22 protein-coding genes and 1 tRNA gene are annotated in these 17,386 nt (G+C 57.2%); 9 read left to right on the forward strand and 14 right to left on the reverse strand.

Annotation, left to right across the window (positions count from 1 at the left end):
* Positions 1-16: 16 nt before the first annotated feature.
* The 4 genes from ACR0KG_RS15240 to ACR0KG_RS15255 all read right to left on the reverse strand — a co-directional run bounded on the left by ACR0KG_RS15240 (position 17) and on the right by ACR0KG_RS15255 (position 2,137).
* A complete protein-coding gene (locus ACR0KG_RS15240) occupies positions 17-301 on the reverse strand; it encodes a hypothetical protein (protein WP_170531961.1) in 285 nt (94 codons plus the stop codon).
* 42 nt (positions 302-343) lie between these two features.
* Positions 344-1,027 carry a PspA/IM30 family protein gene (locus tag ACR0KG_RS15245; RefSeq protein WP_480827747.1) on the reverse strand — a complete coding sequence of 228 codons (684 nt, stop codon included), beginning with the start codon at positions 1,025-1,027 and terminating at the stop codon, positions 344-346.
* 92 nt (positions 1,028-1,119) lie between these two features.
* A complete protein-coding gene (locus tag ACR0KG_RS15250) occupies positions 1,120-1,710 on the reverse strand; it encodes a TetR/AcrR family transcriptional regulator (RefSeq protein ID WP_480827748.1) in 591 nt (196 codons plus the stop codon).
* A 52-nt stretch (positions 1,711-1,762) separates the two neighbouring features.
* Complete coding sequence (locus tag ACR0KG_RS15255) at positions 1,763-2,137, reverse strand: hypothetical protein (protein WP_480827749.1); 375 nt, start codon at positions 2,135-2,137, stop codon at positions 1,763-1,765.
* Positions 2,138-2,184: 47 nt separating this feature from the next.
* Between ACR0KG_RS15255 and ACR0KG_RS15260 the strand changes: the two genes are divergently transcribed.
* Positions 2,185-2,985 carry an alpha/beta fold hydrolase gene (locus ACR0KG_RS15260; RefSeq protein WP_480827750.1) on the forward strand — a complete coding sequence of 267 codons (801 nt, stop codon included), beginning with the start codon at positions 2,185-2,187 and terminating at the stop codon, positions 2,983-2,985.
* On the opposite strand, the gene ACR0KG_RS15265 is transcribed toward ACR0KG_RS15260, so the two are convergent.
* The 4 genes from ACR0KG_RS15265 to ACR0KG_RS15280 all read right to left on the reverse strand — a co-directional run bounded on the left by ACR0KG_RS15265 (position 2,986) and on the right by ACR0KG_RS15280 (position 4,441).
* Entirely contained in the window at positions 2,986-3,174 is a 189-nt protein-coding gene (locus ACR0KG_RS15265) for a hypothetical protein (protein ID WP_480827751.1), read from the reverse strand.
* Between the two features lie 78 nt (positions 3,175-3,252).
* Positions 3,253-3,630 carry a rhodanese-like domain-containing protein gene (locus ACR0KG_RS15270; RefSeq protein WP_480540504.1) on the reverse strand — a complete coding sequence of 126 codons (378 nt, stop codon included), beginning with the start codon at positions 3,628-3,630 and terminating at the stop codon, positions 3,253-3,255.
* A 98-nt stretch (positions 3,631-3,728) separates the two neighbouring features.
* Positions 3,729-3,814: transfer RNA gene (locus ACR0KG_RS15275), tRNA-Leu, on the reverse strand.
* A 105-nt stretch (positions 3,815-3,919) separates the two neighbouring features.
* Positions 3,920-4,441 (reverse strand): DUF2478 domain-containing protein, encoded by a 522-nt coding sequence (locus ACR0KG_RS15280; protein WP_480547495.1) that lies wholly within the window; start codon positions 4,439-4,441, stop codon positions 3,920-3,922.
* Between the two features lie 157 nt (positions 4,442-4,598).
* Here ACR0KG_RS15280 and ACR0KG_RS15285 point away from each other — a divergent pair, with 157 nt between their 5' ends.
* Positions 4,599-5,261, forward strand: a complete 663-nt coding sequence (locus ACR0KG_RS15285) for a DNA-3-methyladenine glycosylase I (protein WP_480540500.1) — start codon at positions 4,599-4,601, stop codon at positions 5,259-5,261.
* Positions 5,262-5,302: 41 nt separating this feature from the next.
* Positions 5,303-5,989: a hypothetical protein gene (locus tag ACR0KG_RS15290; RefSeq protein ID WP_480547493.1), complete on the forward strand. Its 687-nt coding sequence runs from the start codon at positions 5,303-5,305 to the stop codon at positions 5,987-5,989.
* A 3-nt stretch (positions 5,990-5,992) separates the two neighbouring features.
* Here ACR0KG_RS15290 and ACR0KG_RS15295 read toward each other — a convergent pair whose 3' ends face one another.
* Entirely contained in the window at positions 5,993-6,394 is a 402-nt protein-coding gene (locus ACR0KG_RS15295; protein WP_480540498.1) for a c-type cytochrome, read from the reverse strand.
* A 92-nt stretch (positions 6,395-6,486) separates the two neighbouring features.
* Here ACR0KG_RS15295 and ACR0KG_RS15300 point away from each other — a divergent pair, with 92 nt between their 5' ends.
* The gene (locus tag ACR0KG_RS15300; RefSeq protein WP_170531941.1) at positions 6,487-6,924 is read left to right on the forward strand and encodes a DMT family transporter; all 438 of its coding nucleotides are present in this window, start codon (positions 6,487-6,489) and stop codon (positions 6,922-6,924) included.
* Here the strand turns inward: ACR0KG_RS15300 and ACR0KG_RS15305 are convergent.
* Positions 6,908-7,594: an ABC transporter ATP-binding protein gene (locus ACR0KG_RS15305; RefSeq protein WP_480827752.1), complete on the reverse strand. Its 687-nt coding sequence runs from the start codon at positions 7,592-7,594 to the stop codon at positions 6,908-6,910. The genes ACR0KG_RS15300 and ACR0KG_RS15305 overlap by 17 nt on opposite strands.
* Positions 7,587-8,882, reverse strand: a complete 1,296-nt coding sequence (locus ACR0KG_RS15310; RefSeq protein WP_480827753.1) for a lipoprotein-releasing ABC transporter permease subunit — start codon at positions 8,880-8,882, stop codon at positions 7,587-7,589. The genes ACR0KG_RS15305 and ACR0KG_RS15310 overlap by 8 nt, the downstream gene beginning before the upstream one ends.
* Before the next feature lie 363 nt (positions 8,883-9,245).
* Between ACR0KG_RS15310 and ACR0KG_RS15315 the strand changes: the two genes are divergently transcribed.
* A complete protein-coding gene (locus ACR0KG_RS15315) occupies positions 9,246-9,602 on the forward strand; it encodes a hypothetical protein (RefSeq protein WP_170531935.1) in 357 nt (118 codons plus the stop codon).
* Positions 9,603-9,641: 39 nt separating this feature from the next.
* Here the strand turns inward: ACR0KG_RS15315 and proS are convergent, their stop codons facing one another.
* On the reverse strand, positions 9,642-10,982 hold the full coding sequence (gene proS / locus ACR0KG_RS15320; RefSeq protein ID WP_480827754.1) for a proline--tRNA ligase: 1,341 nt from the start codon (positions 10,980-10,982) through the stop codon (positions 9,642-9,644).
* Between the two features lie 168 nt (positions 10,983-11,150).
* Between proS and ACR0KG_RS15325 the strand changes: the two genes are divergently transcribed.
* The 4 genes from ACR0KG_RS15325 (at position 11,151) to ACR0KG_RS15340 (ending at position 15,970) form a co-directional block, all read left to right on the forward strand.
* Positions 11,151-12,515, forward strand: a complete 1,365-nt coding sequence (locus ACR0KG_RS15325; RefSeq protein ID WP_480540488.1) for an FAD-dependent oxidoreductase — start codon at positions 11,151-11,153, stop codon at positions 12,513-12,515.
* Between the two features lie 94 nt (positions 12,516-12,609).
* A complete protein-coding gene (locus ACR0KG_RS15330) occupies positions 12,610-13,686 on the forward strand; it encodes an AI-2E family transporter (RefSeq protein ID WP_480547481.1) in 1,077 nt (358 codons plus the stop codon).
* The gene (locus ACR0KG_RS15335) at positions 13,687-14,376 is read left to right on the forward strand and encodes an HdaA/DnaA family protein (protein WP_480547479.1); all 690 of its coding nucleotides are present in this window, start codon (positions 13,687-13,689) and stop codon (positions 14,374-14,376) included. It abuts the gene before it with no gap.
* Between the two features lie 49 nt (positions 14,377-14,425).
* On the forward strand, positions 14,426-15,970 hold the full coding sequence (locus ACR0KG_RS15340; protein WP_480540482.1) for a Ppx/GppA family phosphatase: 1,545 nt from the start codon (positions 14,426-14,428) through the stop codon (positions 15,968-15,970).
* 8 nt (positions 15,971-15,978) lie between these two features.
* Here the strand turns inward: ACR0KG_RS15340 and ACR0KG_RS15345 are convergent, their stop codons facing one another.
* Both ACR0KG_RS15345 and ACR0KG_RS15350 read right to left on the reverse strand, forming a co-directional pair.
* Positions 15,979-16,353 (reverse strand): hypothetical protein, encoded by a 375-nt coding sequence (locus ACR0KG_RS15345; protein WP_480547478.1) that lies wholly within the window; start codon positions 16,351-16,353, stop codon positions 15,979-15,981.
* A 37-nt stretch (positions 16,354-16,390) separates the two neighbouring features.
* Positions 16,391-17,383 carry an endonuclease/exonuclease/phosphatase family protein gene (locus tag ACR0KG_RS15350; RefSeq protein WP_480547476.1) on the reverse strand — a complete coding sequence of 331 codons (993 nt, stop codon included), beginning with the start codon at positions 17,381-17,383 and terminating at the stop codon, positions 16,391-16,393.
* Positions 17,384-17,386 lie beyond the last annotated feature (3 nt).

Raw genomic sequence — 17,386 nt, forward strand, 5'->3', positions numbered from 1 at the left:
CCAGGCGCGGTTAGCGTCAGATATCCGAGTCGGTATCCTTGAGCGCATCTTCCAGCAGCTTGTCATTCCGCGCCTCCTCGATGCGATTAATCCGATCCTCGGCCGTGCGAGCATCAAAGCGGTATTTGACCACATTAATCAGGCTAAGCGTCAGAAGAACGATCCCCATGCCCCAATACCCTTTTGTGGCCAGTGGCACATCGGTGGACAGATACAGCGAGATCGCAAGCAAAGCATAAGCCACCACAACGCCTGCACCGTTCAGCATCAGGATCAAACCGTTTTCGTTACGTGTATTCATTGTAAGTCTCCGTGAGAAATTCTTGTTCAGTTGAGATTGGGTTTAGCTGTCTTGCTGCGTGCGAAGCCGGTTCAGCACATCGTCGGCGGTGGCACGGGTTTTCGGACCATAGCCGGCCTCTTCCATCCGCGCAGATATGGTGCTGTGATCCAGGCTCGCATCGATATCCCTTAGAATTTCGGATTGCTCAAACGGATCTTCTTGCTGCATCACGCGTGCGATAAGGGTTTCGGCTTCGTCAATCGGGCTATCCCCACCCAGATGCCGGTTCAATCGCCTCTGCAGCCCCTGCTCTCGCTTTACTGCCCGGGCGGATATTGCGCCTTGTTTCAAATCCAAAATCCGACGGCTGGCTGCCTGTACGGAATGGCGCAGCTGAAGAATGCGGGCTTCCAACCGGTCCACGGTTTTCGACCGCACTGTTAGCTCATTTTCCAGATCAGCCACCGCTTGGGCGGCACTTTCCGCCAGATCCACGCGGTCATCTGCCAATGCCTGACGCGCCCGGTTCATAAGATCGTCAATCCGCGTCCTTAGCCCGTCGATCTGCCGCGTCTCATTGCGCTGCTTCTGAATCATACTGGCCAGAGTAAGCTTGGCGGCTTTCAGGTTCTGCTCGGCCTCGCGGATTTTCTGGTCGATCAATTCGATTGAATAGGTGTCGCGCAGGCGGTCTTCGGCCCGGGCGTTTGCCCCATTAATCAATGTCTTCAACGTACTGAACATGTGTTCCTCCGATATATGAACATCGTTCACAAATCGGATATAGCAATTTCGTGAACATCGTTCAAGTATTTTTATGAACGACGTTCAGGAAACTATTTGTTTCCAATTCGAGAAAGAACCTGCGTGATCATCCGTTCGATCTGATCAGGCGGTACGCCCGAGATGCGATTTTCCAACCCCAGGGTCACAATGCCATGCACCGATGAAAATAGGGCGCGTGTCATCAGATCGGCCTCAACCCTATCCAGATCAGGAAAAAGCTGGCCAACAGGTTCGGCGATATAGGCAAAAAGCCCGCGAAGCGCATCCCGATACCAGTCGGGAACCGGGCCATCATCCGCCATTTGTAGATCGAACAACGCACGCCATAGGTTCGTGTTCTGATCGGCAAAGTTCAGATACGCGACGCTCATGACAACAAGGCGCTGCACGGGCGGTTCGCTGCCGTCAAATGACGATCCGACCGCCTGCCCCAACCGTCTAAATGTGCGCCCGTTGACGGCCATGATGATGGCGTTCAAATCCTCGAACACATTGTAGATGGCACCTAACGCGCAGCCTGCATCTTTGGACAAGTCTCGCGCCCTGAGGTCCTTGAGCCCATCCCGGTCAATGCGAAACTCGGCCGCTTCGATCAGTTTCTCGCGCAATTGTTCGCGCCTGAGCTGAGATTTTGTGGTCATGCCGCCCTCGGGGTTTGAACCTCGTTCACAGCGCATAAGACAGAAGAGTGGATCAGATCAAGCCGCGCCATATCAGGAACGCCAGAACCAGTGCCCCAAAAGCCAGCATATTGAAGGCCAGTCCGCCCAGCATACCCAGAAACCAGCCCCATCGCCGGTCGGCCAGATTGATGGCGTTAAGATGGGTCTGAACCTCATCAGCGGCTTTGGTCAGCGCGGGCGTATCCAGAACCAATCTCAGCTTTGGATGGGCGGCCATTTGTTCGGCACGCGCCAGAACCATTGCCTGTTTGAACACCCGCCGTGGGAGGCGACGTTTGGCCCGGCGAATCGACGCCTGAAGCGTTTTGTCACGCACGCCCAGCTTGGCCCGCAGCAACGCAACGGTTTCAGCAACTCGATCCTGAATTTTGGCGTCTTGTGACATCGCGTTCTCCTGACGCGCGACACTAGCCCCTGCGGCGGCGCGCCACAATGGGGCTGGTTGTTTCAAATGGTCGCCTGTATCACGCGGATATGCTGAACACGATTGTACATGGCGATCCGACCGCCCTGCCGCCCCTTGTTATTGCTCATGGCCTTTATGGGTCAGCCCGGAATTGGGGCGTGATCGCACGCCGGTTGTCGGACGAACGGCAAGTGGTCGCGGTGGATATGCGAAACCATGCGCATAGTTTTTGGGATCCACACCATGACTATCCGGCTTTGGCCGGCGATATCGCGCAGGTCATCGAACAGATCGGCGGACCCGTGGATGTTCTGGGGCATTCTATGGGGGGTAAGGCCGCCATGGCCCTGGCCCTGCAACATGGGGATCTGGTGCGCAAACTCGTGGTGGCCGATATCGCACCGGTCGCATATGGGCACAGCCAGATTCAGTTCATCGAAGCCATGCGCACCGTTGACATGTCGCAAGTCCACCGTAGGTCGGATGCCGAACAGCAACTGGCGGAGTTGGGTGTTGAGCGCGCGTTGCAGAGCTTTTTCACGCAGTCATTGGATGTTTCGGGAAAACGCTGGTTGCTGAATTTGGACGTGTTGGCCGATCAGATGACAAACATCATGGGCTTTCCCGAATTGGACGGCGCCTGGGACGGGTCCGCCCTATTTCTGTCTGGCGCTGCATCCGACTATGTCTTGCCTGAACACCGCGACCACATTCGCGGCCTGTTTCCCGGTGCTCGCTTTGCGAAAATCCCAGGTGCAGGCCACTGGCTGCACGCTGAAAAACCACGAGAATTCGAGGCTGCGGTCAGAACATTCCTGAACGCCTGATTAACCTGCCTTCTGGTACAAGCGTCGGGCGACCAGCAAAGCCGCCGGAAGCGCGACAAGCGCACCCGCAGCCGCGGCTGACAGAATCGCCATGACGGAGACCATGCCCAACGACAAAACAGCAATCACCGCAGACCCTGCGAGAGCGGTGGCAATCATGGAATAAAGCAGCGCAGCAAGACGAAACATGACATGTGATCCATTTGGTTGAACGTCATGCCAAGTTAGATCAACGCGCAAACTTTGGCGTTGATCTGGATCAGGTTGTCAGCCGTCCACGACCTCTCCGCCGCCATTGACCCAATCGCTCAGCCCACCCAGATTGAACACCTGTTCATACCCCATATCGAGCAGCAGTTTTCCTGCCAATGCTGCACGACCACCGGACGCACAGTAGATCACAATTGCGCGGTCCTTGCGCATCTGCGGATCAAGGGATTGCAGCGCTTCATCGGCGCGGAATTCCAGCATACCGCGTGGAATATGATGTGCCCCGGCTGCGCGGCCTGTTTTCTGTACCTCTTCCGCGCCGCGAATATCCAGCAGCAGCGCTCCCTGCTCGATCAATGCTTGGGCCTGCGCCGCATCCACACGCGGCACGACGGCATTGGCTGCCTCCATCATCTCTTTCACAGTGACTGACATATTCACCCCTTTGCCTGACTTTTCAGGGCAAAGCTAACATGCGAACTTTGGAAGGTGTAGCCATCTGCAACCGGCTTTCCGGATTGCAAAACGTATCTTGGTACCCGCGGCCGGACTCGAACCGGCACGGCCTTCCGGCCCAGAGATTTTAAGTCTCTTGTGTCTACCATTCCACCACGCGGGCAAGATGCGTCAGGCCCGGTCGGGGCCCGGAGCCACCATTACGGCGACAAGACCATGAAGACAACGTGTTTTGCTGCCCAACCAACAGGATTAGCATGTGCTGCCGCTAAGCCGCATCCGCCCTCGCGGCCACAACGCGGTCAAACCATGCCGAAATAGCCGTCAAATCGGGCGCGAGTTGCTTGGCTTCACCGCCTGTGAATTCCAGAAACTTTTCGCGATTCAATCCGTTTACGCCGACCAGAACAGGAATGTCCTGTGCCAGAGCTTCGGCAATCACCGGGCGGAAGCCACGGCCATCGGCCTCATGTTTGCCGAACTTGTTGATAATCAACAGCTGCGGTGCGTCCGCCAACGACGCAGTGACATAGCCAACCGCCTGCTCAAGCGCCGCCGGGTCCAGCCGGCAGCCGCGCGATTGCGTACCCAAAGACTGCGAGATGCGGATCGTGTCGCCTGCGGGAAGAACGCGGACATCCATATCGCACCGGCTGCTATCGGTACATTCGGTGTTGGTTTGCACAACGCCTGCCAGTTTCGCACGCGAGGACAACAAGTGTTCCGCGACCGCGCTGAGCAACCGGTCGGTTGCGCCGCGATCTGTGGTGGTTACATAGGCCAGAAACATAGTGGGACCCTCGCAAATCTGGTAGAACGCTTCAAATAGCACGCTCTGTGGGCTCCGACCACTCCTTCCAAAGTAGAAGCCACGCATCTATCGCGCTTGGCAACTGAGCGAGCGATCTGGCATCAAGGCACGAGCAGGCGCTGCGGAGGGTAAAGCAATGCGTTCATTTGATGAGATATTTGAGATATCGGCAGGTCGCCATGGCGGGGCTGCGGCGTTGAATGCCAAACTCAGCAAGCCCAAAACGCCGCAAGAACTTGCGGCAATGCCCGAGGATCGCTGGCTCTCGATCCTGACCAAATGCATCTTTCAGGCCGGGTTCAACTGGAAGGTCATCGAGGCGAAATGGGACGGATTCGAAACCGCTTTTGACGGGTTCGATGTGGGTCGCTGCGCCTTTATGGACGATGAGAAATTCGACGCGCTGCTGCAGGACACTCGGATCGTGCGCAACGGAACCAAGATCGCCACTGTCCGGGACAACGCGGCATTCTTGCTCGAACTGCGCGACCAGGGCGGCGCAGGTGAGGTTCTGGGTGGATGGCCCTCGACCGACTATATCGGCCTTCTGGCCATGTTGGGCCAACGCGGATCCCGGTTGGGCGGCGCGTCCGCCCAATATGCAATGCGGTTTGCAGGCCGCGACAGCTTTATCCTGTCACAGGACGTGACAGCACGGTTGATCGCCGAAAGTGTGGTGGAAAAAGCCCCCACATCCAAGAAAGCCATGGCCGCCGTGCAACAGGCCTTTAACACCTGGATGGATCAATCGGGCCGGTCCCTAACAGAAATCAGCCGCGTTCTTGCGATGAGCCTTTGAAAACGGCTTGCGCAACCGAAGCGGCAGGCTAGGCTTTGCCCATGAGTGTGCGTGTATTGATTTTAGTGTTTCTGGCTCTTGCGACCTGCGGACGCCCGCTGACACAGCAAGAGCGCGATTTTGCTGACGAGATACAAGGCGACACACTCAATCTGGATCGCGTGCGCTTGGTTGAAGGTGCGCCCGTTTTGCCAATCACATATGTCCGAGAAGCACGCCCACGTTTGGCTTGTCGCGAACGTATCCTTCCACCGATCGAACCCGGACCGGTAACGGGGAAACCTGCGGCAATTGCTTTATTCGACAAGGTTTATTTCGCGCGTGACTGGTACCTCGAAGACTACATGTCAGACTATCCCGAGCAGATGAATCTGATCGCGGCCATGCTGCTGGCGCATGAACTGACCCATGTCTGGCAGTGGCAGAACCGCAAGACCACCGGCTATCACCCGCTGCGTGCGGCGGCAGAGCATGGCGGGCGCGAGGACCCGTATTTGTTTGATCTGGATACCTCGCCTGACTTTCTATCTTACGGCTATGAACAGCAGGGCGCGATTGTCGAGGAATATGTCTGTTGCCGGTCGTTGGACCCACAGGCACAGCGCACCAAGCGCCTACACAAGATGCTGGGTGCGCATTTCGACCTGTCCCCCCTGCCCCAGGAAGGCCGAGAGCGTGACATCGCGATCCCGTGGAGCGATGCCAAGATCGAAGGAATTTGCAGCTAGATTTCAGTTGCCTTGCAGGGTTTTGAGATAGGCCACCAGATCAACAATAGGCTGACTGGTCAGAATAGGCTGCCCCTCTTCCGTTTTCATGGATGTGTCTTGCCCTTCAAAATATGGGCCGTACACCGGCATCGGGCTTCCATGGCTCACCAAAGGGTCACGCCCATCGATCCGGGCAACAACCCGCGCTGTTGGGAAACGCCCGTCTTTTGTCAGTTCCGTCAAATCGGTCGGCTGAATAATAAGAACGCCCGCCATTGGGCCTTGCCCCATGGCGTCAATTCCGTGGCAGGTCGCACAATAGTGCTGATACAGCTCAGCACCCGTTTGCACATCTTGTGCCGCCGCGCATTGCACCGACATGACAAGCGCGGCAGATACAGTTCCCAGCTTTGACCACTTCATCGAATCCTCCTATCCGCAATGGCATTTACAGGCTTGTCCGATGCGCCGCTTGGCGCAATGATCCAGATCAACGAAGCAAGAGGGTAAGGTTCATGACGCAATATGCAGCCATCATGCTGGCCGCTGGAATCGGAGTTCCTATCCTCGCAGCGCTTAATGCAGCCTTAGGCAAACTAATCGATTCACCCACGACTGCCGCAGTGATCCTGTTCGCCATCGCCTTTGGATCATCGGCCCTTGTGATGGTTGTGTTTCCGGGGTTCGAGGCAATCACAAAGGTTGCACAGGCCCCCAAACACCTGCTGCTCGCGGGCGTTCTGATCGCGTTCTACGTCTTGACGATCACACATGTCGCCCCGCATTTCGGTGTTGGAAATGCAGTGTTCTTCGTGCTTCTGGGTCAATTGGTCAGCACCGCAGCGATTGACCATTTTGGGTTGTTTGGGGCCCAGGTTACGCCGCTGACGTGGATACGTGCGGGCGGGATCGCGGTGATGGCTCTGGGCGTTGCGATCACTCAACTGGCTTGAGAATACCGCCTTCCAGCCGCACCATCCGATCCATCCGCGCCGCAAGGTCCATGTTGTGGGTTGCAATCAGAGCCGAGAGGCCCTCATCCCGGACAAGCGTCATCAACGCATCAAACACCTGATCAGATGTTTCCGGATCAAGGTTCCCGGTTGGCTCATCAGCCAGCAATACTTTGGGTAAGTTCGCCAGCGCCCGGCAAAACGCCACACGCTGTTGTTCGCCACCCGACAAAGCCGCCGGGCGATGGCTGGCTCGGGCGGCCACGCCGACACGGTCCAGTAATGACATCGCTCGGTCTTTCGCTGCTTTCTCAGCGATCCCATTGGCCAGTTGCGGCAGGGTAATGTTTTCCAAGGCGGTAAATTCCGGCAGCAAATGGTGGAATTGGTAGACAAATCCGATGTCCTGCCGACGCAAGGCGGTTCTGGTTCGGTCGCCCTTTCCACTGACATCCTGCCTGCCAATTTCAACCTGCCCCTCATCCGGCATATCCAGAAGGCCCGCGATGTGCAGCAAGGTGGATTTGCCTGCACCGGAGGGCGCAACCATCGCCACCGCCTCACCCGCAGTCAGAGATAGATCAACGCCGCGCAACACCTGCACTTCGCCCGGAGTACCTTTCAGATAGGTCTTGGTCAGGCCCTTCAATCGCAATGTCACATCACTCATAACGCAGCGCCTCAACCGGGTTCAGCCGCGCCGCGCGGCGGGCGGGGAAGTATGTGACAACAAAAGACAAACCCAGTGAAAGGGCCACGGCCTTGAGTACATCGCTTAGATGCAACTCGGCTGGTAGGGCATAGATGCCACGAATGGACGGATCCCAGACTCCACCGCCCATCACATAGTTCACGAAGGAAAAGATGGGATCAATATAGATGGCGAACAGGCAGCCCAAGATCACGCCCATCACGGTTCCGATGATGCCTGTGAACGCACCGCAGATGAAAAACACCCGTAGGACCGATCCTTCGCTCAGGCCAATTGTGCGCAGAATACCAATGTCGCGCCCCTTGTTCTTCACCAACATGATAAGGCCCGAGACAATGTTCATCGCGGCAATCAGTACGAGGATCGACAGGATGATGAACATTACGTTGTCCTCAACCTCGAGCGCACGCAGAAACCCACCCGATGCATCCTGCCATGTCCAGATCTGGCTACGCTCACCTGAGGCTTCGAGGATTGGGATCAGGACCGGGTTCATCGTTTCGGGTTGCGTAACCATCACCTCGATCTCATCAGCCACGCCCTCGCGGTTGAAAAAGCTCTGGGCTTGCGAAAACGGCATGTAAACGCGCGTGCGGTCGATGTCATAGCGCCCCGCGGAAAACACATAAACCACGCGATAGGCATTCACGCGTGGCGAGGTTCCAAAGGCGGTTCTGACACCGTTGGGCGAGGTCAGCTTAACCGTATCCCCCACGGTGGCCCCAATGGTACGCGCCACGCCCGAGCCGATGGCGATCACATCCTCACCCGTCTGAAACAGAGACAAATCCCCTGCCGATTGTTCGGCCTGTGCGATGCCCGGCAGGTCCATCAGGTCGTCGGGCCGGATGCCAAACACCTCAACCCCGCTGCTGCGGTCGCGATTTGTGATCAGAACCTGACCTTTGACCAAAGGTGCCGCCCGTTCCACACCCGGAACCTGCGCGATCCGCGCCGCGCGTTCTTCGTAATCCTCCATCGTGCGCGTCACGCGCCCCTGCGCATCAATCTCGCCCGAGGAATATACAGTGACGTGTGCATTCGCCCCAAGGATCGTGCCGACGAATTCGGCCCGGAACCCAGATCGCACCGCGAGTGTCGCGATCAAGGCGAACACGGCCAGAGTGATCCCGATCAGCGAGATCCAAGTCATAACGCTGACACCCCCCTCGGCCCGGCGGGCCCGCAGGTATCGCCAGGCGATCTTCCATTCAAAAGGGGCAAAAGGCGGGGGTGTCTTGGCCATGCCTGCTCCGGTCTTGTTGTTTGGCGGCGACCCTCTCGGCATTTGCCACAATGGTCAAGCGCCTTGTGAACGCTTCACCGACCGCATCCAAAGTGATCGCCTCAAATGAGCGAATCAACACCGGCATCTGCCTTGGGCGCTCAGATAAAAAGTGTTGTTGGATTCAACAACTACCCTGTCGGTTGTGACGCCGTTCACAGACATCGCCATATTGTTTCAGCTATGAAGTCAATATGGGCATTGCGTGAGTGACTGAACTCAAAATGCCACATATACTAAGCAATATTATTTCGCTTTTTGCTTATTTTTAGAAACTTTGTCACCCTGATTTGGGGGAACACATTTCAGAGCGGGGGTCGCTCAATGAATATTCAAAATACACCAGAAGGGGCGGACCGTATTTTGGTTCGTGCAACAGCAACAGAACTGGATTGTGAAACAGCCGCATTACTGCGGGCTGCGATCCGTCCCATTTTTGCAAAAGCTGTCAGTTGGAACAGTTTGGCAGATCGGTTGAGGGATAAGGGCTATCGCCTCGCCTTCCTCAAGGGTCGCCTTTGCATCACTGACCGCGCAACCGGTCAGCGCGTTTGCGGGATACGGTTCCTGGGCTTTGAGCTGAAGGAACTGGTCAACCGGCTGGGTCGCCCGATCGTCGTCGCACGTGGCAATCAGGCCGACGGAGAGCTGTTGGTCGCCCGCCCAGTATCGGCGCAGTAGGAACGCCGCGCTGACCTTGGCCTGCGTGTATCGCCTTGGTCAGGCGATACCCTGATAGATTTCCGCGACCTTGGTCACGGCTGCTTCGGGGCCTAGTTCTTCGCTTTCACCTGTGCGACGGCAGGTCAATTCAACCACGCCGTTTTTCAGACCACGCGGTCCGACCGTGATGCGCCATGGCAAGCCTATCAGGTCCATAGTGGCGAACTTGCCACCTGCCCGCTCGTTACGGTCATCATAGAGCGGCTCAAGCCCCAAAGCGGTCAGAGCACCATAGAGCTTGTCACAGGCCGCATCCGCTTCGTCGTCACCCTGCTTCAGGTTTACGATACCGCAATGGAACGGGGTCACGCCCTCGGGCCAGATAATGCCCTTGTCATCATGGCTGGCTTCGATGATTGCACCAATCAGACGGCTGACACCGATACCGTGGCTGCCCATATGAACCGGAACCGGCTTGCCATCCGGGCCTTGAACGGTCGCGCCCATGGCTTCCGAATACTTGGTCCCGAAGTAGAAGATCTGACCCACTTCGATCCCGCGTGCCACGCGGCGGCGCTCTTCAGGGATCTGATTGAACAGCGCCTCATCATGCGTTTCATCAGTGCGCGCATATTTCGAGGTGAACTCTTCCAAAATCGCCTGACATTGCGCACGGTCATCATAATCAATGTCTCGGTCGCCAAAGGTCAGGTCAGTGACGGCGCTGTCATAAAAGACCTCGGATTCGCCTGTGTCAGCCAGGACCAGAAACTCATGTGTATCGTCGCCACCAATGGGGCCGGAATCGGCGCGCATTGGGATGGCCTGCAAACCCATGCGTTCGTATGTGCGCAGATAGCTAACCAGATGCCGGTTGTAAGCGTGCAGCGCGTCTTCTTTGGTCAGGTCGAAATTGTAACCATCCTTCATATAGAACTCGCGCCCTCGCATCACGCCAAAGCGTGGGCGAATTTCGTCGCGGAACTTCCACTGGATTTGATACAAAGTCAGCGGCAGGTCCTTGTAGCTGCTGACATGGCCGCGGAAGATGTCTGTCACCAACTCTTCAGCCGTCGGGGTATAGAGCATATCGCGGCCATGGCGGTCCTGCATGCGCAGCATTTCCTGACCGTAATCGTCATACCGCCCGGATTCGCGCCACAGGTCCGCCGATTGCAGGATGGGCATCTGAATGGCGATATGCCCTGCCCGCGCCTGCTCCTCATGCACAATATTTTCCAGCTTGCGCAACACTTTGAAGCCCAACGGCAACCACGAATAAATCCCGGCGGCAGCCTGTTTGATCATTCCGGCGCGCAGCATCAGCCGGTGACTGACGATCTGAGCCTCAGCAGGGTTTTCCTTGAGAACGGGCAGAAAGTAACGGCTGAGGCGCATGACGTAACCTTTTGGGTGATATTTCAACAAAAAGGTGATTATGCCAAAGCCCCGCCGGGGGCAATCGTACATTGGTGAAATTAAAGCTTAGCCTCAGTTTGTTTTCTGATTGACCGGCCAATTAAGTTTTTCCAAATGTAACGGAATCGTAAACACCAAGAGGCGCCGATGCAGACGATTCAGGAACCCGCCCGTCAGATTCCAGTGGTTCACCAAACCGATGTGTTGGTCGTGGGCTCCGGCCCTGCCGGGCTGGCTGCGGCGCTGGCGGCAGCACGCGCAGGGGCCGAGGTGTCGCTGGTTGACCGGTTCGGCTGTATGGGTGGCAACATCACCGCCGTGGGAGTCGAAGGGTTTGCCTGGTATCGACACGAACAAACGGTCGAAGCCGGCGGTATCGGTATGGAATTCGAAACCCGCGCCAAAGAGATGGGCGCGGCAGTGCCTGAAAGCCAGTCCCTCAGCTATGAGCTGGACAGCGAAGGGTTCAAGCTGGTGGCCGACAAGTTGGTCGAAGAAGCGGGCGTGCATCCGATGCTGCACCGTCAATTCGTCGCTCCGATCATGGATGGCGACCGGATCACCGGGATTATCACTGAATCGAAAGCCGGACGCGAAGCGATCCTGGCCAACGTGGTGATTGATGCCACGGGCGACGCGGATGTTGCTCATCGCGCGGGTGCGCCGACGCACAAGACCCCGCGCGAGGATATGATGGCCGCCTCGGTCATGTTCCATCTGGCGGGCGTCGATAAACGCGCCTTTATGGAAGGCGTGAAGGCCGATCCGCAGACCTACAAGGATTGGGGCGGCGGTGGCGAATGGAATATCGAGACCAGCGGGAAAGAGGACGACATGTTCTCGCCCTTCGTGCACAAACCCTTTCAGCAGGCCATCGATCAGGGGCTGATCCCGCCGCACCTGAATACCATTGCGGGCACCTGGGGCGCAATGCATGACACGGGTGAGCTAACCTATATGAACCTGATCCATCTGGCCGAGGTCGACGGCACCGACCCAGACAGCCTGACGCGGGGCGAGATCGAGGGCCGCCGTCAGTCGATGCTGGCCATCGAAGCGCTACGCCGCTTCATGCCGGGTTGTGAAAATGCAAGGTTGCGAAACTTTGGGATGACCATTGGCATTCGGGACACCCGCAAGATCGACGCGGTCTACAACATGACCGAAGATGATGCGCGCCACCAAGGCAGATTCGAAGATTCCATCGGTATCTACCCCGAATTCATCGACGGCTACGGTATTCTGATCCTGCCCACGACGGGGCGGTACATGCAAATCCCCTATCGCTCAATGCTGCCCAAAGGGTTCAAGGGCCTGCTGGTCGCCGGTCGATCTCATGGGGCCGACAGGGTCGCTCACGCAGCCACCCGCAATATGGCATGCTGCGCCGTTATGGGCCAAGGGGCCGGAATAGCCGCCGCACATGCGCTCAAAAGCAATCGAGAGCTGGATGCGCTGGACTTGTCACCGGTTCATAAAGAGCTTGATAGACAAGGAGTTCGGGTCTTCTGACCAGCTCCTCAGCTAGCTCTGACCCATGAAGTCCTTGCATCGATCAGCCCCTTAGGCCAAGAACGTCCTCGTTGGCCAGAACACGAGGACAATCATGGCTTTGCCGGTTAAGGATCAACTCAGATACTGGGGCGTCGCCGCAGCGGTTTTCGTATTGGTTCTTTGGGCATTGGGCGATGTTCTTCTGCCTTTTGTGATAGGCGGCGCGATTGCCTATTTCCTTGATCCAATCGCCGACCGGCTAGAGAAGCTGGGCCTTTCGCGGGTGGCAGCCACAGGCATTATCACAGTCGTAGGTGTGCTTGGGTTCATCCTGGCGATCTTGATGGTTGTTCCTGCTCTTATTGCGCAGCTGCTTGATTTGATCGATATTCTGCCAAGCCTCTTCAAAGAGCTGCGCGGCTTTGTTGAGAAACAGTTCCCGTCCCTGCTCGACCAGGAATCCAGTACTCATCAGATGCTGGTCTCATTCGGGGAGACCCTGAAGTCCAAGACGGGTGATGTGCTGGAAACGTTACTGTCCTCTCTTGGATCGGCGATCAACATCGTGGTCCTGTTGGTCATTGTCCCGGTGGTTGCCGTTTACCTGCTGCTGGACTGGGACCGTATGATCGCCCGGATCGGAGAGCTGCTGCCCCGCGACCATGCCCCGACGATCAAGCGCCTGGCGGGTGAGATTGACGCTGTACTGGCCTCGTTCGTACGCGGTATGGGTACGGTCTGCCTGATCCTAGGTACCTATTACGCGGTCGCCTTAATGATTGCGGGTCTGCAATTTGGTCTGGTCGTGGGCTTCATCGCCGGGCTGGTGACCTTTATTCCTTATCTAGGCGCACTGATCGGTGGCACACTGGCCATCGGGCTGGCCCTGTTCCAGTTCTGGGGCGACTGGGCGCATATCGGCCTGATCGCGGGCATCTTTGCCCTGGGTCAGGTAACCGAAGGCAACTTTTTGACCCCGAAACTAGTTGGCAGTTCGGTTGGGTTGCACCCGGTCTGGCTGCTGTTGGCGCTGTCTGTCTTTGGCGCGCTCTTTGGCTTTGTCGGGATGTTGATTGCCGTTCCGGTCGCCGCCGCCCTGGGTGTAGTGGCCCGGTTTGGCACATCGCTCTACCTCGACAGCAGGCTGTATACCGGCCTCGAAGGGCAACAGGGTCGGGAAGACGACTAAATGGCCCGACAACTGAGCTTTGATCTGCCGGCCAAAACCGCGCTGGAGCGTGATGATTTCTTTGTCTCTCCGGCCAATGCACTGGCCGTGGCCATGATATCTGCGACCTCATGGCCCGGAAACAAACTGGTGCTGAGCGGCCCAGCTGGGTCTGGCAAAACCCATCTTGCGCATGTCTGGGCAGCCGAAACTGGCGGACGCATCATTCAGGCAAACGAGCTGGATTATGACGCAGTGCCGGAACTGGCCCGCACGCCCATCGCGGTCGAGGATGTTCCAGCTATCGCCGATGATATCGAACAGCAAAAGGTGCTGTTTCATCTGCACAATCTGGTTCTGGCCGAAGGGCATGCCCTGCTGATGACCGGACGGCTTGCGCCCAAGCTTTGGCAGCTACCACTCGCCGACCTGCAAAGCCGGGTTGAGGGCGCACATCACGTTGCCCTTGATCCACCCGATGACGCGTTGCTGGGGGCTGTTCTGGCCAAGCTGTTCCTTGACCGTCAGCTTAACCCCGGCCCCGAAGTTATTGCCTATCTGGTGAAACATATGGATCGCCGCTTTGAGACAGCCGCAGACGTTGTCCAACAATTGGATCAAATGGCCCTTGCTGAAAAACGCGAGATCACGCGGGCCTTGGCCGTGCGGATTATAAACGAAAAAACGGATCAGATGAATGCAAGTGATTGACCCACTATCGGTGATTTCGCATTCTAACCCCGGAATATCTGGAAGACACATGGATCAGACCGTCGAAACCGACATCCCGGACTGGGGCCCATTCGGCAAACCTCTGTTCGATGACCCTGGCGCGCGGGCGCTGTCGCGGGTGGGCGTTGTCGATGTGGGCTCGAATTCGGTCCGGATGGTGATTTTTGACGGCGCGGCACGATCGCCGGCCTATTTCTACAATGAAAAAGTCATGTGCGAGCTTGGCGCCGGGTTGTCTGAAACCGGAAAGCTGAACCCGCGCGGGCGCGAAAGGGCTCTGGCCGCGTTGAGGCGGTTCCAGCAACTGGCGCAAGACTTGGACCTGCCGGGCCTGCATGTGGTTGCAACCGCCGCCGTGCGCGAAGCCAAAGACGGGCCGGATTTCTGTGCCGAGGTTCAGGCCCAAACCGGGCTGCATGTCGCTGTGATCGACGGTCAGGAAGAGGCGCGCCTGTCCGCACAGGGCGTACTACTGGGCTGGCCCGGTGCTTATGGCCTGATCTGCGATATCGGCGGATCGTCAATGGAACTGGCCGAAATCGGGGATGGTCAGGTTGGGCGACGGGTGACCTCAGCCCTTGGGCCGCTGAAACTGCGTGACATCAAAGGTGGGCGGCGCGCGCGAAAAGCGCATATCAAGGACACGATGGAGGAGTTGCGCGCTCAGCTTGGTCAGCAGCGGGACCGTTTGTTTCTTGTCGGCGGCAGCTGGCGCGCATTCGCTCGGATCGATATGTTGCGCCGTGGCTACCCTCTGAATGTTCTGCATGAGTACCGCATGACCACCACGCAGGTGCGTGACACGATCAAGTTCATCGAAGCCAATGATCACGACAAACTGCGCAGCCAAGCAGGTGTGTCCAACTCTCGAATGGCGTTGATCCCCTATGCGATGGATGTTCTGGGGCGATTGATTCGCACCTTCAAACCCAAGGACATCGCGATCTCAAGCTACGGCATCCGCGAAGGTTTGTTGTACGAGCAAATGTCGCAAGAGATCCGGGATCGAGACCCTTTGATCGAGGCCAGCCGGTTTTCCGAATCCAAAGATGCCCGCCTGCCTGGTTTTGGGCGGAACCTTTACAGTTTTGTGATGCCATTGTTCAAATCAGCGCCGCCCGCGCGGGTTAGGTTAGTCAAGGCCGCCTGCCTGCTGCATGACGTGAGTTGGCGCGCGCATCCCGATTATCGGGCCGAGGCCTGTTTCGACTACGTCACCCGCGCTAATCTGGGTGGCCTGAAGCACTCCGAACGCGTCTTTATCGGGCTGGCACTGCAACACCGCTATCGCAACAAACGTGAGGGCAATCGATTTGCACCATTGTACGAGTTGCTGGATGAGACTGGGCAGAAACAGGCCGAGATCCTGGGCAAGGCAATGCGGTTCGGTGCGATGCTTTGGATGCACAACGAAGCCAACATCGGCAGACTTAGATTCTATCCTAAGAAGCGCCAGCTTGAACTGTTCCTGCCCAAAGCGGCTGAGCCCTTGTTCAACGAGGTGGCCGAGGCGCGCCTAAACTCGCTGTCAAACGCCCTGAAATCCGAAGTGCGCGTGATCATCAAAGGTTAGGCCGCCGATCAGATATCGGTGCCTTTGTCTGGTGCCTGATCTTCAGGCTTGGGGGCGGCCTCATCATCAGGCACAGGTTTTTTGCGAATGATGATATCGCCATTTGGAAGGATTTCGGGTGCTTCATAAGCACTCCAATCCTTAATCTCGGCTGCAAGTTCGGCCAATGCAGGGCCCATTTCCTGAAGGAAAGATTGCATTGCCGGGCCAAGCGCGTCTGCCATACCCAAAAGCTCATCCAGCGCGGGCTCCATCTCTCGACGCAGTCCTTCAAAGAACAGTTCGGCCCCCTGCTCCATCAGGGATTTGCTGTCATCTTCCTGCGCAAAGGCAGGAGTGCTGAGGTTGGCAGACAAGGCCGCGATGATCAGAAGGCGTTTCATATTGGGAATATAGGCCCTCAAAGGGTCTCAGGGAAGATCACAACTCGATATCCAGCGTGACCGGGAAGTGATCCGAGGCTGTCAGCAGCGCCTCGCGTAGTTCAACAGATGTCCAGCAGGTCGCATCTCGAAACGGGTGCCAGATGCGCCAGGCGGGTTGGCGATCACGCAGGTCTTCGCTGATCATGACATAGTCCAGCAAAGCCTCAAGAAACTTGCCCTCTTTTGGGCGGGCGAACCGGGCCGTGGAAGGGACAGACCCCGGTCGGGGTCCATGCGCCGTAACGGCATGGGGGTCAAACAATCCGGCCTGCAGCAAGATTTCAACCGATGAATGCCCGAACAGATGCTCGAACTCATCCAAACCCGGACCATCATTGAGATCGCCCAGAAGCACAACAGGTTCTTGTGCCTCGACATGGTCGGCCACCCGCCGTGACAGCCAGATTGCCTGCGCAAGTTGCTTGCGCCGGTTGGCGATTGAAATCCGGATCGCCTCATCGCGGGATTCTGCACCATGCGGGGCTTTGGATTTGAGATGAGCGCCGATCATGCGGAACTCAAAACCGGAGTTTGACTGAACCAGCAACTCCAGCGGGGGTTTCGAGAAGCGCACCACATCTTCAGTCGCATCCACATCCAAATCGATCTGAAAGGAACGATCGAACCGCGGCGCATTCGCATCGTCGCGCGGCGCATGTTGGGCCGTTAACACTTCGGGATCATAGAGCAGGGCGAGTTCCTGATGCGTGTCGTTGGCAAAACCCATAACCGCGCGCTGCGTTCGCAGATCAAATGCCTCGGCAAAGCCTTGCAATGCCCGCACTGTGTTCTGGCGCTTACCGGTATTGGGCGCTTCGACGATCAGGATGGCGTCCGCATCCAGCGCGGTCAGAACCTTGGCAATCGCCTCAACCTGCTGGGCCTTTGTCACCTCATGACGGCCCGACCAGCTGTCATCCATGATCAGCGCATCGTTTTTATCAAACAAGTTGGCGAACCATTCGATGTTGTAGGTCGCCAAACGCATCCA

The organism is Ruegeria sp. H4 (genome assembly GCF_056533065.1).